Annotated in this window: 11 protein-coding genes and 1 pseudogene; 4 read left to right on the forward strand and 8 right to left on the reverse strand. The window is 57.1% G+C overall.

Features of this window, described 5'->3' with window-relative positions; genetic code table 11:
- Positions 1-417: 417 nt before the first annotated feature.
- From JFU11_RS08300 to JFU11_RS08315, 4 genes are all read right to left on the reverse strand, one after another.
- Positions 418-1,371: a D-2-hydroxyacid dehydrogenase family protein gene (locus JFU11_RS08300; protein ID WP_201060339.1), complete on the reverse strand. Its 954-nt coding sequence runs from the start codon at positions 1,369-1,371 to the stop codon at positions 418-420.
- Positions 1,372-1,384: 13 nt separating this feature from the next.
- A complete protein-coding gene (locus JFU11_RS08305) occupies positions 1,385-2,428 on the reverse strand; it encodes an alpha/beta hydrolase (RefSeq protein WP_123722937.1) in 1,044 nt (347 codons plus the stop codon).
- An 85-nt stretch (positions 2,429-2,513) separates the two neighbouring features.
- A complete protein-coding gene (locus JFU11_RS08310; RefSeq protein WP_123722936.1) occupies positions 2,514-2,948 on the reverse strand; it encodes a YqaA family protein in 435 nt (144 codons plus the stop codon).
- The gene (locus JFU11_RS08315) at positions 2,948-3,394 is read right to left on the reverse strand and encodes a DUF411 domain-containing protein (RefSeq protein ID WP_123722935.1); all 447 of its coding nucleotides are present in this window, start codon (positions 3,392-3,394) and stop codon (positions 2,948-2,950) included. The genes JFU11_RS08310 and JFU11_RS08315 overlap by 1 nt, the downstream gene beginning before the upstream one ends.
- A 558-nt stretch (positions 3,395-3,952) precedes the next feature.
- On the opposite strand from JFU11_RS08315, the gene JFU11_RS08320 reads away from it, so the two are divergent.
- Positions 3,953-4,483, forward strand: a complete 531-nt coding sequence (locus JFU11_RS08320) for a hypothetical protein (protein ID WP_123722934.1) — start codon at positions 3,953-3,955, stop codon at positions 4,481-4,483.
- 49 nt (positions 4,484-4,532) lie between these two features.
- Here the strand turns inward: JFU11_RS08320 and JFU11_RS08325 are convergent, their stop codons facing one another.
- A complete protein-coding gene (locus tag JFU11_RS08325) occupies positions 4,533-5,528 on the reverse strand; it encodes an aldo/keto reductase (RefSeq protein WP_123722933.1) in 996 nt (331 codons plus the stop codon).
- Between the two features lie 119 nt (positions 5,529-5,647).
- On the opposite strand from JFU11_RS08325, the gene JFU11_RS08330 reads away from it, so the two are divergent.
- Both JFU11_RS08330 and JFU11_RS08335 read left to right on the forward strand, forming a co-directional pair.
- On the forward strand, positions 5,648-6,574 hold the full coding sequence (locus JFU11_RS08330) for a LysR family transcriptional regulator (RefSeq protein WP_201060340.1): 927 nt from the start codon (positions 5,648-5,650) through the stop codon (positions 6,572-6,574).
- 307 nt (positions 6,575-6,881) lie between these two features.
- Positions 6,882-7,070 carry a hypothetical protein gene (locus JFU11_RS08335; protein ID WP_007901365.1) on the forward strand — a complete coding sequence of 63 codons (189 nt, stop codon included), beginning with the start codon at positions 6,882-6,884 and terminating at the stop codon, positions 7,068-7,070.
- Here the strand turns inward: JFU11_RS08335 and JFU11_RS08340 are convergent.
- The gene (locus tag JFU11_RS08340; protein ID WP_201060341.1) at positions 7,060-7,461 is read right to left on the reverse strand and encodes a hypothetical protein; all 402 of its coding nucleotides are present in this window, start codon (positions 7,459-7,461) and stop codon (positions 7,060-7,062) included. The genes JFU11_RS08335 and JFU11_RS08340 overlap by 11 nt on opposite strands.
- Positions 7,462-7,686: 225 nt before the next feature.
- Between JFU11_RS08340 and JFU11_RS08345 the strand changes: the two genes are divergently transcribed.
- Positions 7,687-10,032 (forward strand): acylase, encoded by a 2,346-nt coding sequence (locus JFU11_RS08345; protein ID WP_201060342.1) that lies wholly within the window; start codon positions 7,687-7,689, stop codon positions 10,030-10,032.
- Between the two features lie 55 nt (positions 10,033-10,087).
- Here JFU11_RS08345 and JFU11_RS08350 read toward each other — a convergent pair whose 3' ends face one another.
- On the reverse strand, positions 10,088-11,089 hold the full coding sequence (locus tag JFU11_RS08350; protein WP_201060343.1) for a FecR family protein: 1,002 nt from the start codon (positions 11,087-11,089) through the stop codon (positions 10,088-10,090).
- A gap of 252 nt (positions 11,090-11,341) precedes the next feature.
- Positions 11,342-15,943 (reverse strand): annotated as a pseudogene (locus tag JFU11_RS08355) (DUF6543 domain-containing protein).
- Positions 15,944-16,019 lie beyond the last annotated feature (76 nt).

A 16,019-nucleotide genomic window follows, 5' to 3' on the forward strand; every position in this document is an offset into this window, starting at 1 on the left:
TAACCTGACACGAGGCCAGCACCAAAAGTTTCGATTATTTTCACCGAATGACCAGCCGGTTTTACTCCGCGAAAATCAGTCTAGGCCAGAACTTAGAGCGGGGGCGGCCAACGGGTGAAATTGTTCGACAATCGGTCAAAAGAGGGTACAGGCATAGAGCTTTGCGGGGAGACGCACCGACGAAGTGCAGGTTTATTTTCTGGTGCGGGTCAAATCGGGACCGGGAGGTCACGATAATCGGGCGTGATGGGAGGTTATGTGCGCCATTGTGGTGCGAAGAATTTGGGGAGGTGTGGTGAGTTTTAGGGCCTCTTCGCGGGCAAGCCCGCTCCCACAGGATTTGTGTCGGTCACGGTATTACGGTCGATACAAATCCTGTGGGAGCGAGGCTTGCCCACGATGAACGATAACGCAGTCCTAGTTCAGAATCCGAATCGACACCCCAGCTGCCCAGGCTTGAATGTCCTCGATCATCTGCGAAAAGAACAGTTGGTAATTCTGTCGGCTGACATACCCGACATGAGGCGTGGCCAGTACATTGTCCAGCGTTCTGAAGGGATGGTGACGGGGCAACGGCTCGTGCTCGAACACATCCAGCGCCGCGCCCGCCAGGCGTTTCTTCTGAAGTGCCTTGATCAATGCCGACTCATCGACAATCGGCCCGCGGGCGGTGTTGATCAGCCATGCCGTAGGTTTCATCCAGTCCAGTGCCTGAGCGTCCACCAGCCCTCGGCTGCGCTCGCTGAGCACCAGATGGACCGACAACACGTCGGCCTGCTCGAACAGTTCCTGCTTGCTGACATAGGTGACGTCGACTTCGGCGGCCCGTTCGGCGGTCAGGTTTTCGCTCCAGGCAATCACCCGCATGCCGAACACCTGCCCGAACCGGGCGACCCGTTGACCGATGCTGCCCAGACCGAGGATCGCCAAGGTCTTGCCCTGCAGGTCGCCGCCCAACCCTTGTTGCCACTGACCTGCGCGCAAGGCGTTGGCTTCGGCCACCAGGTTGCGGGTCGCGGCCATGATCAGTGCCCAGGTCAGTTCGGGGGCGGCATGTTTGTAACTGTCGGTGCCACAGACCTGAATGCCCAGCGCAGCGGCGGCTTTCAGGTCCAGGGCGGCGTTGCGCATGCCGCCAGTGACCAGCAGTTTGAGTGTGGGCAAGCGGCGCAGCAGGTCTTCGTCGAACCGGGTGCGCTCGCGCATCACGCAGATCACCTCGAATGCGCCGAGCCGTTCGGCCAGGGTTTCGTTGTCGGCCGGGTAGTCATGGATAAAACTCACCTGACCGATGCTGTCCAGCACCGACCAGTCCACCACGTCGCGAGCCACGTCCTGCCAGTCATCGATCACCGCAATCTGCACCGCCATCAGCCTTACCTCATCAACGAACGGGATTGGTTTTGTTCAGCCAGTCGAGCAACGCCTGATGGAATTTGGCCGGTTCCTCCATCTGCGGCGCGTGGCCAAGGCCCGGAAATTCAATCAGCGTCGACTGTGGAATCAGTTTTGCCACTTGCTTGCCGAGTACGTCGTAATGACCGATTTTCGCCTTGACCTCGGGTGGTGCGATGTCCTTGTTGATGGCCGTGGTATCGGAGGTGCCGATCAGCAGCAGGGTCGGCACTTTCAGGTCCTTGAACTCGTAGTACACCGGTTGGGTGAAGATCATGTCGTAGATCAGCGCCGAGTTCCACGCGACTGCTGTTTTGCCCGGTCCTTTGGCCAGGCCTGCGTACATGTTCACCCAACGATCAAACTCCGGCTTCCAGCGGCCATCGTAATAGGTGCTGCGTTGGTAGTCGTGGATACCCTGCGCCGTAACGTTCAGCTCACGTTCGTACCATTGATCAACCGTGCGATACGGCACGCCGAGGGCTTTCCAGTCTTCCAGGCCGATGGGATTGACCAGCGCCAGTTGTTCGACTTGATCGGGGTATTGCAGCGCATAACGGGTGGCGAGCATGCCGCCGGTAGAGTGGCCGAGCAGGGTGGCGGTCTGGATGCCCAAGGCCTTGAGCAATAGCTGGGTGTTGGTTGCCAGTTGCTGGAAACTGTATTGATAGTGGTCCGGTTTGCTGGAGGTGCAAAAGCCGATCTGGTCCGGGGCGATGACCCGGTAACCGGCCTCGCTCAGCGCCTTGATCGAGCTGTCCCAGGTGGCGCCGCAGAAGTTTTTGCCGTGCATCAGCACCACGCTGCGGCCGTTAACCTTGCCTTGGGCGGCAATGTCCATGTAACCCATCTGCAGGGATTTACCCTGGGACTCAAAGGCGAAGTGCTTGACCGTGTAGGGATACTCGAAGCCCTGAAGTTCCGGACCGTATTCCGGCGTTTCGGCCTGGGTCTGGGTCTGGGCTTGGGCGAGAACCGGTAGTGCCGCCGTCAGCAGCAGGCCCGGTAACCAGCGGGAGAAAATGCGCGACATGGGTGAGCTCCACAGGAAATCTGCCGATGCTGGATCGGCATGATTAGGGTGAGATTAAACATAGGTCACGGCCCTGCATGATCGTTCAACCCATCCACCCCAGCGTAGCAAGGGCCAACACACCATAGCGGGCGCCCTTGGCGAGTGTCACGATCATCAGGAAACGCCCCAACGGCTCGCGCATGACGCCAGCCACCAGCGTCAGAGGGTCGCCGATGATCGGCACCCAGCTTAGTAGCAACGACCAGTGGCCGTAACGCTGATAGTGCTTTTGGGCTTGCTCGAGATGGCGAGGGCTGACCGGAAACCAGCGCCGGTCGTGAAACCGCTCGATGCCGCGCCCTAGCCACCAGTTCAGCAGCGACCCCAGCACATTGCCCAGCGTTGCGACCGCCAGCAGCGACCAGAGCCAATACTGGTTGCTGAGCAACAGCCCCACCAGCACCGCTTCGGACTGCAGTGGCAGTAGCGTCGCGGCACCGAACGCCGCGAGAAACAGCCCGATGTATGCGCCGAACATCAATGGGCGGGGTAGTCCGCCACCACCACGTCAGTGCCGTCCTTTTTCAGGCCGATCACCTGATAGGCATCGCTCATGCCGTCCATTTCCATCCCGGGCGAGCCCATGGGCATGCCTGGGGCGGCAACACCCAACAGATCGTCACGCTTGCTCAAGGCCAGTACTTGATCGGCAGGTACATGGCCTTCAACGAATTTGCCATTGATCAGGGCAGTGTGGCAGGACGCGAGGCGAGGTGGCACGCCGTGTTGTTGCTTGAATTGGCTCATGTCGGCTTCGACATGGTCTTCAACTTTAAAACCGTTGGCTTCCAGATGGCTGACCCATTTTTTGCAGCAACCGCAGTTGGCGTCGCGGTGAACTTCGATGGGGATCAGGTCGGCGGCCTGGGCCAGGGAAGAGATGAAGAGGGCGCTCAGGGCGGCCAGACGCAGGTGGGTTCGCATGGGGATCTCGTTTCGGATTGTGGCCAAAAAGATGCATTTTGACCATTTTCTCTCGCAAAGAGGAGGTGGATTGTTTCGAAGTAATACAGCATGAGTAAAGCATTTGTGGCGAGGGAGCTTGCTCCCGTTCGGCTACGAAGCAGTCGCAAAACAGACGCGTGTATTCGATCTGGATCTCCACGATGGCAGATTCGGGGCCGCTGCGCGCCCCAGCGGGAGCAAGCTCCCTCTCCACAGGGGGCCAGCCAGCAAGTTGGTTTGCCCGGCACGATTGATACAAACAAACAAACTAACCAAGACGTACATAAAGGCTTGATTAGTTATCTGCACCCATATCGAAGAGTTCGTGTAGACCCATAAAACAAGGCGCTTTTTTGGTATGTATCGTAAATGTACAAGAATTGTAAAAAATGGAGATATTTGTTGGTGACGTTAGAGCGCGCATCGATACTCGCCCGCACTTAACTCGGTTAAACAAGGAACTTTTATGGTCGCCTCACAAGGACGTCTGTGTGTTTTGGATGATCGGCATCCCGTCACACAGTCGGGAGCCCGGTCATGACAATCGGATACACAGGTGCCTGGACGAGCAAAGCAGGTTTATTGGTCAAGGATACCGGCAGCGGCAAGCCTGTCACCCACAGCGCCAGGGTCAAGCAGATGCTGGCGCTGGTGGGAAGCAATCCCAATGCGCTGAGCACGGCGAAAATGGATGAACAGAAACTGCACAGGAACATCAAGGGTTTCGATCCGGAAAATGTCTCCGCCAGGCAACTGGGCAATCTCAGTGCCTTCTTGAGAGGCAAAGGCCTGATTTCCGATATTACTTCGATGACCTTGCTTAATGCCGGTGACAAGTTTGACCGGTTTGGCGTACAGAAAGACCCGGATGCGAAGTTCAATGCACTGGAGTATTTCGCCACGCAACTGGACACCATTCAGAACAACAGCATCAAGGGTGACAAGTACGCCATTGGCCTGATCCCGGAATACAAGACGGCGATCTACGTACTGCAGAACTTGCAAGCCTATGGCAAGGGCAACGGTACGACGGTACCTAATGACAAGGGTGTTAACGCCAAGGCGTGATCTTTGGCAGCGCTGGCCCGCTCGAACCATCGAACGGGCCGGGCACGTGTTATCGGTCAAGCAACTTCATGACTTCTTCCGGATAACGCAGGCCTGCCGTGGCATGGGCCGGGAATATCGCTTCCAGGGCCTGCAATTCTTCGTGGCTCAACTTCACGTCCAGTGCCGCCACATTTTCTTCCAGGTATTTACGCTGTTTGGTGCCTGGAATCGGGATCAGGTAATCCCCTTGGGCCAAGACCCACGCCAACGCCAGCTGGCCCGCCGTCACACCCTTGTCTGCGGCCAGGGCCTGCACCTGCTGCACCAGCAACAGGTTTTTTGCGAAGTTTTCCCCTTGAAAACGTGGACTGAAGCGACGGTAATCGTCGGCGGCGAAATCATCCGGACTTCTCAGGGCTCCGGTCAAAAACCCCCGGCCCAACGGACTGTACGGCACAAAGGCAACACCCAGGCGCTGGCACGCAGCCAGGCAACCGTTCTCCTCCTGATCGCGGCTCCATAGCGAGTATTCACTTTGCAGTGCGCTGATCGGATGAACCTTGTTCGCTCGCTCCAGCGTGGCGACCGAGGCTTCACTCAATCCCAGGTAACGCACCTTGCCGGCCTTCACCAGTTCTGCCATGGCGCCGACGGTTTCCTCGATGGCCACCTGCGGATCGATGCGGTGCTGGTAATACAAATCCAGGGTTTCCACGCCAAGGCGCTTGAGGGTGCCGTCGATAGCATCGCGAATGTATTCCGGTCGCCCGTTGACGCCCCGTGCACCGGGATTGGATGGGTCGCGGACAATGCCGAACTTGCTGGCCAGAAACACCTGGTCGCGCTTGCCGACAATGGCTTTGCCGATCAACTCTTCATTGGTATGTGGGCCATACATATCTGCCGTGTCCAGCAGGTTGATCCCCAGTTCCAGCGCGCGGTGCAACGTGGCCGTGGCTTCGCGGGTGTCCACGCCGGTGGTGTAGAAGTCGGTCATGCCCATGCAGCCCAGACCGATCGCGCTCACCTGCGGACCGTTTTTGCCCAGTTGTCGTGTTTGCATGAAATCAGCTCCCTTGTGAATTGAAATCCTATTGTTCACCTCGACAGAAACAAGATAAACCGGCTAAAACTGCTATCACTATTCGTAATTTCTAAATAATTAGCCGGTAAGCCAAAGCAATGGACCGTTTCAACGCCATGCGCGTGTTCACTCGAATTGTCGAATTGGGCGGCTTCGCTAAAGCGGCAGACAGCCTGCAAATGCCTCGCGCCTCCGTGACCATTCTGATCAAGCAACTTGAAGCACATCTGGGCGTACAACTGCTGCAACGTACCACCCGACAGATCAGCCTGACGCTAGATGGCGCTGCCTATTACCCGCGTTGCGTGCGGCTGCTGGCGGATCTGGAGGAAACCGAAGCTGTATTTTCCGCTGCTCGCCACAATCCCAAAGGTTTGCTGCGAGTGGATATGCCGGCGGGAGTGGGGCGTTTGATCGTGATCCCGGCATTGCCGCAATTCACTGCCCGGTATCCATTGATCGAACTGGAAATCGGTTTGAATGACCGGCCTGTGGATCTGATCCGCGAAGGTATCGATTGCGTGTTGCGAGGTGGCTCGACCCTGGACGACTCACTGGTGGCACGGCCGTTGGGCGTGATGGACCAGGTCACCTGTGCGAGCCAGGAATACTTGCAGCGTTGCGGGACTCCGCTGTGTCTGGAGGATCTGCAGGGGCACCAGATGGTGGAGTACTTTTCCAATGACACCGGCAAACGCTTTGGACTGGAATTTGTACTCGATGATCAGCTGCGGTTGATCGACCTGCCCAAGCACGTTTCGGTCAATAGCGCCGATGGCTATCTGGCGGCGTGTGAGGCGGGATATGGCTTGGTCCAGACCCCGTATTATCACGTTGCCCGCCAACTGAAGGAGGGGCGTTTGATCCAGGTCCTGAGGGACGTGCCGCCACCGGGTTTGCCGCTGACGGCGCTCTATCCTCCTCATCGCCAATTGTCCCGACGAGTGCGGGTGTTCGTCGACTGGATGGTGGAACTCTGTGCGCAGTCGGCCAATGGTTTCTATAGAAAAGACTCAAGCGCCTGAGCGAGTTCCATATTATCGATGTTGATAATAACCAGGTCCGCCACGGTCATAATGGTGGCCGCCATGCCAGCCGCCGTGGGGGAAAACGATGCAGCCACTCAGGGTCAGGAGAGCGAGCAGGGGAATCAGCAGTGTGATTCGACGGAACATTTCAAAATCCTCATGGTTATCGCCGCAATGAAGTCAAAACTCCTCATCGGCTGTAACATGAGACCCCGTTTGCAGCCCCTCATTCCCGCAGTACGGTAGGGGCTTGGTATGCAATCGGATACAAGCCGGATACATTTTTTTGGTTCAGGAACCCGCAATGACCCAGTCGCAACGTTTGAAATACTCGATTCTGATCTCCCTGGTAGTACTGGGGATCATGTTCGGCCTTTCCTGGCTGCAAAACGCAGGGATCATCACAGAGCAGCTGTTCCAGTACATCGCCATTGGCGTGGCGGTGCTCGTGGTGGTGATCAATGGCGTAATGCGTCGCAAGGTCAAGCCTTGAGCGACGCCCCCTGGCCGGGTTGTTCGCTGTAAAGGACAGCAGCGGCCTGTGGATGCAGGCTGTAGCTTTTGTCCGGATTGAGGGTGATCACGCCTTCACCGCACAAGCGTTTCAACACTTCACGGACACTGAGAAAGGACAGGGGAATGTCCAGGTCCAGCAAGTGGCTGTGCACGCCACGCACCCCCAGGCTGCGGTCGCTTTCGGCGGCGCTCAGCAAGGCGTCGATGACTTTCAGACGAATCAGGCTGGTGCGCAGGCCAAAACTCTTGAGCAGAAACCTGATCCGTTCGTTGCCGTGGCGTTCGGCTTGTTGATTGAAAACGCCTGAGCCCAGGGGGCTGGTCTTTGGCGCATGGCTACCGTCCGTTGGCAGTTGCGGGTTGTACATGCAAAAACTCCTTTTCAGAGCCTGATCCGGAAAAATGTGATGGGTGCTCTCAATCAATATGACGAACGAGCCAGGCAAATAATGAAGACCCACATGTAGAAAATTTGTCGCGGTTACGTCAGCGGCCCGTGAGCTGGGCGTGGGGACGTCCTAAATTTTTGCTGTTTGCTTCGTTTTAAGGGGAGGCGCATTGCGTGTCATACGTCTTTTCGATCAGGAGCGAGCGTGATTATTTCCAGGCAGTTAACCAGGTTGAGCCTTGCGGGTGTGTTTCTGGGGCTGAGTCTTGCAGCAAATGCGCGCAGCCAGCCAGAGCAGGCGACGGCCGAGATTCGTCGAACCAGTTTCGGCGTGCCGCATATTCGTGCCGACAACGAGCGCGGGCTCGGCTACGGCATTGGCTATGCCTACGCTCAGGACAATCTGTGCTTGCTGGCCAATGAGATCGTCACCGTCAATGGCGAGCGCTCCCGGTATTTCGGCCCGGACCAGTTTACGATCGAAGAGCGCGGGAACCTGGCCAGCGATGTGTTCTTCAACTGGCTGAACACCCCCCAGGCCGTCGCCGCTTTCTGGCAGGCGCAAACACCGGAAGTCCGCGAGCTCATCGATGGTTACGTGGCGGGTTACAACCGTTCGCTGACAGAGCGTCGAGCGCAGGGTTTGCCGCAGCAATGCCAGGGAGAATGGGTGCGCGCGATTACCGCGCAGGACTTGGTCAAGTTGACCCGACGTCTGTTGGTCGAAGGCGGCGTGGGGCAGTTTGCCGAAGCATTGGCCGGCGCTACCCCGCCGAAAGCCGTTGCCCATGTGGCGGGCGAACCGGTGTCGTTTCAGCTGGCGGCTTCGCGCATGCAACGCTTTGCTCTGGATCGTGGCAGTAACGCCGTGGCGGTCGGCAGTGAACGTTCGTTCAACGGTCGCGGGATGCTGCTGGCCAATCCGCACTTTCCGTGGGTCGGTGGGATGCGTTTCTATCAGATGCACCTGACCATTCCCGGCAAACTGGACGTCATGGGCGCCGCGTTGCCCGGCCTGCCCATGATTAATATTGGTTTCAACCAGCACCTGGCGTGGACCCACACGGTGGATTCGTCCAAGCACTTCACGCTGTATCGCCTGCAACTCGATCCCAAGGATCCGACCCGTTACCTGCTGGATGGCAAGTCCTTGCCGATGAAAAAGCAGACGCTGGCGGTGAACGTGAAGCAAGCCGATGGCCAGACTCGGCAGATTTCCCATGTGGTCTACAGCTCGGAGTTCGGCCCGATTGTGCAATGGCCCGGCAAGCTGGACTGGAACAACCAGTTCGCCTACAGCCTGCGCGATGCCAACCTGGAGAACGACCGGGTCTTGCAGCAGTGGTATGCGATGAACCGTGCCGCCAGCCTCAAGAATTTGCAGGCATCGGTGCACAATATTCAGGGGATCCCGTGGGTCAATACCCTGGCGGTGGACGATCAGGGGCAGGCGCTTTACATGAACCTGTCGGTGGTGCCGAACGTCAATGCCGACAAGCTGGCCAAGTGCAGCGATCCTCGGGCCGGATTACAGATGATCCTGCTCGACGGTTCCAACAGCGCCTGTGCCTGGGACATCGACCCGAACGCTGCGCAAAAAGGTATTTATGCGGCAGACAAGTTGCCGCAACTGCTGCGCAAAGACTTCGTGCAGCATTCCAATGATTCGGCCTGGATGGCCAACCCGGCACAACCGCTCACCGGTTTCTCGCCGTTGATCAGTCAGGACAATCAGCCGTTGGGGCTGCGTTCGCGTTTCGCACTGGAGCGTCTGGGCACCTTGAGCAAGGCCGGCCCTGTCGCTGCGGCAGATCTGCAACACATGGTGATGGACGATCAGGTGTATCAGGCGGCCCAAGTGATGCCGGATCTGCTGCAATTCTGTGCCGCGGACCTCGGCGTCGATGCGCCGATGCTTACGCCGTTGTGTGCCAGCCTCAAGGCCTGGGATCGCCGGGTGAATCTGGACAGTGGACTGGGCTTTGTGCATTTTCAGAATGTCATGGTGCCGTTACAGCAAATCCCTGGCATCTGGCGTGTGGCGTTCGACCCGCAGGATCCGCAAAACACACCACGTGGTCTGGCAATTGAACAGCCAGACGTCGCCAAAGCGATTCGGGCGGCGATGCTGGCCTCGGTCGAGAAGGTAAAAACCCTTGGCCTGAAAGCCGATAGCCGCTGGGGCGATATCCAGGTGGTCAGCAGCGGCGGGCAGCAAACGCCGATCCACGGCGGGCCGGGCACGCTGGGTGTGTATAACGCGATCCAGAGCGTGCCGAGAACCGACGGCAAGCGCGAAGTCGTCAGTGGCACCAGCTATTTGCAGGTGGTGACTTTCGATGACAAGGGGCCGCAAGCTCGGGGTTTGTTGGCATTCTCGTTGTCCAGTGACCCGGCGTCGAAGTACTCCCGGGACCAGACACTGGCCTTTTCGAAGAAACAGTTGAGTGTGTTGCCGTTCACCGAGCAGCAGATCACGTCCGATCCGCAGTACCAGGCTCAGACGATCCGCGAGCAGGATGAAAAAGCAGGGAAGATCGCCGCGCAGTAATCGCGACAGCGTTTGAATCAAAAGTGAAGGCTGCACCCCGCAAGGGTGGCGGCCTTCAGCTTTTTGGGGTTTGTTGCGGGATCGAATTGAGGACCGGATTGCCGTCCTTGTTGCGGGTCAGATAGACCGGCAGCACCTTGGGCAACGAAGCCACCAGGCTGTTGAGCTCTTTGATGTTGTAGATACCACCGAGGCGAATCGAGCCGGTACTGTGGTCGGCGATCATGACTGGCTTGTTCAAATAGCGATTGATCAAGGGCAGGGCATCGGTCAGCGTCAGATCATCGAGCACCAGTTTGCCGCTGCGCCAGGCCAGCGAATGGTCGTTGGCAGAGGTCTGGCTGATTTGCGGCGTGAAGTCGCCGTGTCGGTAACGTGCCTGCATGGCAGGTTCGAGACGTGAACCCTCGCCGGGCAGGGCACCGTTGCTGGTCACCAGCACAGAACCTTCGATCAGGTTCACGCGTACCTGGTCTTCATACATCCAGACATTGAATTGGGTTCCAGTGACGCGAATCCTGCCATCGGCAGCCCTGACAATGAACGGATGCTGCAGGTCATGACTGACGCTGAAGAAGGCTTCGCCTTTTTTCAGCGTGACACGACGTTGGTCCTTGTAATTGCTGAACGTCAGTTCACTGCCCAGGTTCAGCTCCACCTGGCTGCCGTCACTCAGCGTGACCTGACGAACATTGTCGGTCGCTTCGAAATGCTGATAGGTATTGGGCAGCCAACCCAGGTTCCATCCGGTATAGGCCGCCAGCGGCAACGCCAAGGCGCAGACGGTGGCGGCAATGCCGAAAGTGCGCCAAGGCATTGTCGGTTTGCCGCGAACAGCCGGCGCGGGAGATTCGGGACGAGGCAAGTCGCCCGCAACATCCCAGATCTCCAGCATGGCTTCGTACTCGAAGGCATGCAGAGGATGAGCATTGCGCCATTGCTCGAACGCCTGGCGTTCTTCGGCCGTGCAGTCAACGGCGTGCAGACGCATGCACCAGTGCGCAGCGGCATCGGTGATGGCGTCGTATTGAGCTTGCGAGAGAGAGTGGTCGGTCATTGACTCATCCTGATTTCCTGCATTCTAACCTTGAGGGGAAGTCTGCGAGAACAACCGTCATGGCAATTGCCCATCAAAGTGCGACTTATTTTTCACCCGCGCGCCCTGCAAACAGAGCGTCGCCGGGAAGTATCCATAGTTGGAGTGAAAAAATGGTCAAGGTCAGCAGGAATGATCCCTGTCAAGGACGAGAAAACCAGGTGCAGATCGGGGTGACCTGCGCCTGATTTTAGGTGCTTCAAGTCAAACCGTTTATGGGGTTGGCACCGGATCCAGCTGTCGACCCATTTCACATATCAAGCGAGCGACCGAGTCGGCATTGCGCAAAATGGTGTCGATGCGCTGGCTCGCATTCCGTGGATCGAGGAAGGCATTGCGAGCTTCTTCCATCGTCGTGCAGCCCGTCGTTTTGAGGATGTCCTTAGCCACATGCTCCAACCCCTCAATCGAGTCCAGGCATGATCCATGACTGCAATGGTTCGTCCCAGCGCGTAAACAGTTCTTCTCTCGGGGTGGCCAGGGACAATGCTCGTCGCTGGAAATCCTGCTGCGTCTGTTTGGTTACCACACCGAAACCGGTGACGGTGGCGATGAGGTCGGTGAACGGACGCCTTGCCTCAACCGTCGCAATATCCACGGTTTTTGAAAAAAGATGGGAAAACTCATGAATCAGGGTCGCGGCCCGGGAGTGGTCGTCAACGTCGAAAGGCTCAGTCAAACAGTACTTGTACCAATCGAGTTTCGGGTCAAAAAACCTCTCAGTGAAATGCACACGCCTCTGCGCATCGTCATTCACAACAAAAGCGATCGTACTGTCGAGCCAGTCTTTGTTTGAACCGACCACAAAATGCTCGGTATTCATCAAGTCCTCGTTTGGGTCTACCAGTGCCTTGCAAATTGGAGCGATGACTTTTTTGATCTTGTCGAGAACACTGGCGTCGATACTGCCAGTATCAAAAAAGGCTTTAAGAAAGGTATCCAGCCGCGTTCCCGGGTTCAGGTGTCTGAGTTGCACCAGGTTATGCAGACTGTTAAACGCGTAGTAGCGAGCCAGATCGATGGCTTGCACGAGCATGCGTGCTTTTTCCGGGTGTTTTGTCCGAATGTCTTCCATTCCCCGCGCTTCGATATTCAGTACGCTGTTGACTACGCGACTGGAAACATATTGGTTGTGCATTTTCGACAGGGCTTTGCCGTAGTGAATCGTATGCGAGTCCGGATCGATCACCAGTTGTTTGCCCGGCGTTGTCAGCAACGCGGGGCCCTGTTGTTGGTCGTTGATCATTCGCCAGATCGCCCCGGTTTTCACTACGCGGTATACCTTTCCGCCGACCGGGGCGTAGGTTCGTTTGCTGGTTGCCTCCAGATAAGTGCCATCAGTCGTGCGTCTGGTCAGATCCTTCAACGCCACAGTAGTGGTCTCGAAAGGCTGCAATGCCGTGCGCGTCGGTGCTGTCGGTTTTACTTGCGACCATTGCGGGACAACCAACGGCTGGGCAACAGGTGGGGAGGTGGCCGTTGCTGGCGCCGACTCGATAGAAGACTCTAGCGACAACCGTCCCAGCGACACCATTTGCGCGGCACCGGCAATAAACGTCTGCAATGCCTGTTTCCAGTGATGATCCTGCAGCGCTTCGGCGGAGTCTTTGAAGTCTTTGTAGCTTTGCCACAGAAACTGAACATAGGAGAGTTTGCCCGGCAACAGGCTCGAAATCAGTCTGATGCCAGAGCTGAACAGGTTTTTGGCGGCTTCCCATTCTGCCTGGCCGGTGATTTCGGAGTGGCTGCCGAGCATCTTCGAAAGAAGGCTGACGTTATCGTTGAACAACTGTGCAAGCAGGTTGCCGCTGATGGGGGTGGAGGCGAGGGTGATTTCGCTCTGTTGCCCTACGGTGGATTTGAACAAGTTGCCGAACAAAGACTGTTCAGCCTCGGGAAGCCTGCGAAGGATCAGTTCCTGGAGTGGCCCTGGCGTATTGATCGCTGAGATAACGCTGGCCTCGTTCACGAACTCGGTGAATATGGAACCTGCGTGATAAGGCGCATAGAGGATTTGCGGCCCGTCATGTCCGGCACCGGGGCCGATCAGGTACAGACCCAGGGTTTTCACCGCTGCGACACCTGCGGTCTTGATCATTTCCAGTGGCCTGACGATGGCGTGGGCACCTGTTACAACCGCGCGGGCGATCGCGTCCGGCATATCGAGAACCTGCCAGATCAAATCAAAGGCCCTGCCGGAAAGACGTTGCTGCAGTTTCAGCGCATGAGCGTGTTGCAGCAGCTGCCACGGTAGTTGCTGAATAAAACGCTGCATTCGACTGTCGGCATCGGTGCCGGCCTTGGTCAATGCATCGGTCACTCGCTTTGCATAATCGCTCTGGATATTCAGCGACCGCACAAGCTGGCGCACGGTGTCCTCATTCAGGCCTGCGGGAAGGGCCTGAGAGGCGTTCGAGGCGATCTTGAATCCGGTGACTTGAGCCGCGTTGACAGGGTTCAGGGCAAATTCGGTCAAGCTACGCGACGGCCCGGCCAGGGCCAGGTTGGGCGTGATTTTGATCTGGTCGGGGTCAAGTTGCGTTCCAGGGAATCGGCTGCCAATCAATGATACTAATCGGTCATGCACATAGGCCGTCAGGGTCTGGATCCCGTGCAAGTAGTCCTTGTCGTCGGTGACGCTGTTGCGGTATTGCTCCAGCAATTCGATGTGCAGCTGCTGTTCTTCGACTGGGGCCATTCCAAGCCATGCAGGTAGAGACTGCTGTCGGGTGATGGCTTGCGAGAGCAACGTGGCTCTTTGCAAGTTGGTGTCGATGACCCGTTGGGTCATTTTTTTCAACGCTTTGATCTGCTGCGCATCGTCCAGCTTCTGGCTGCGCAGGTGTTCACAACAGGCCAGGAAGTGCTCGATGGAGGATTGCGCAAGGCGCTGCAACACATGGCCTTCAATCAGTCGCAACGAGTTGAGCTTATAGTTCTGGTGGAATCTGCGTTGGGCAGGGGTAAGGTTTTCCAGCAACTCCAGGCGTTTGTTGTCGTCGAGCAGGCGCCGGTTCAGTTCCGTCGTTGCGCTGCTGACTGTCGCGAAAACTTCGAGCCCGGCCGCAGGCGTCCACAGAATCGCCCGGCCCGAATGCTGAACCCGCGCAAACCTACCGAAAATGCATGGGCTATCCGGGGTTTAAGTTTCTCCAGATAAACGCTTTGTAGCGCCAGGGATTCGATCGGCTGGGAGGCAAATTCCGCGCTGAGCAGCGACTTGACATCGCTGAAGGTTTTTACGAAAGCCGCTGCCTTGTCTGCCAGCACCAAGGATGGCAATTGTTTGCCGGACAACACCGGCCGGGTACTCCAGCGTCCCTGAACATTAAGCGTCAGCAATTGATCGCTGATCATTGAGCGTATATCCAGTGCCTTGTCTAACAAGGCATGGACGTTCACGGTGCCGTCGCTGTGGCGGTAAACCTGCAGAACGTATTCCATGTTTTGCAGTTGCTTGGTAATGATCGCCTCAAACAGCTTTTTGAATATCGACCCTGAAATCACCTCGCCGGAAACCTGTGGGTGATTGAAGCCGATGAACCGGTTACGTTCGTCCAGACTCAGGAGACCGTAGAGCTCATCTTCGTGGCCGACCGCGCTGAATTTGCTCAGCAAGGTGTCTTTGAGGTCTTGATGGTCTTTCAGAACCTGTAACCCCTGAGCGGGTGTGTAAAGAAAGGCATTGGACGAGGAATGACTGATCATCAGTGAACCCGCCAGCTCTACGTAGTTGGCCTCGTATTCCCAAAGACGCACGGTTTCAAGGCTGAGTGTCGAAGGCGTGCCGGCGCTCAGCTGAATCAGCTGGTGCAGGGCCTGGCTCTGTTCAGGGTCGATGATGTCGGCTTCGCGCTTGATCAGAAACTCGGCACGCGCCTTTTCCCGGATGGCTCGGCTGAAAAAGTCGCGACGTGAAGCACCGTCGGCAGCTGCAGAGTCCCAGTAGTGCTGCAGTTTTCCGGACAGCAGGCTTATCAGTTTGCTGGAGGCGGTCTTTACAGCGGTTTCCCAGTGGCCCTGGTCGATGCTCGTCGACTTTTTTTCCGGATGGGAAAATTCGTGAGACTGCCCGCTCGGCCAACGCTGATGGCGGTAGTACGACAGCACGGCGTCACTCAAGGACATGGAGTTGATCCAGCGGCTCGAGGCACTTTGCTGGTTGCCGTCATCGGCCGGTGTAACGGAATAAAAGTTGAGTCGGGTCTGGCTTTGATCAAGGCCCGGGAATGGTGATTGCAGCAACTCATCAAGCAGCGTAGTGAGCAGCGAGGTGAGCGTTGGCAACTTGACCAACTCGTCCAGCATGGCCTGCTCGTTCACTCGCTGGTACTCGGTGATGACGGTGCGCTGGTCTTCGAATATTTCACCTTCGATGGCCTGAAAACTCACTTGAATAGAGGTCGCGGCTGCCAGCGTTTTGCGCGCAGACAACGACATGAAGGCCAGCAGGTCGTCGTCCTCGGTCACGCTGTTCAGCTGACTATTAAGCTGTTCGGTCAAGGCTGCGCGGCTGTCGAACTTCTTTATGCCAGCGTACGGGGTGTAGAGAATCTCGCCCTTGTCATTCGGGGTGAGGCTCAACACGAAGCTGCCCGCCAAAGGGATGGGGTCCAGAGCGTCCGACTTCAGCAAAATTTTTTCGGCGAACATGGATGGTGTCTGTTGAAGGCGTAACGTTTGGCTGGCCAGTTCCAGATGACTGAGCCATTCGAAATCCTTGCGCGTCAGCCCATGGATTTTACCCAGATCATTCCAGTGGCCGGGTGCGTGCAGGGCCTCGGGGAAAAACAGCGGAGTGGGAGGTGTGGGCATCGTCGAGTCTCGTTCAGGGCGCGGTTGAATGCGCCAGCGGGTTGAGGCTCAAGACTAAAAGTCGCGGGTGAGTCGA

It is taken from the genome of Pseudomonas sp. TH37, from assembly GCF_016650735.1.
Taxonomy (GTDB): Bacteria; Pseudomonadota; Gammaproteobacteria; order Pseudomonadales; family Pseudomonadaceae; genus Aquipseudomonas; species Aquipseudomonas farris.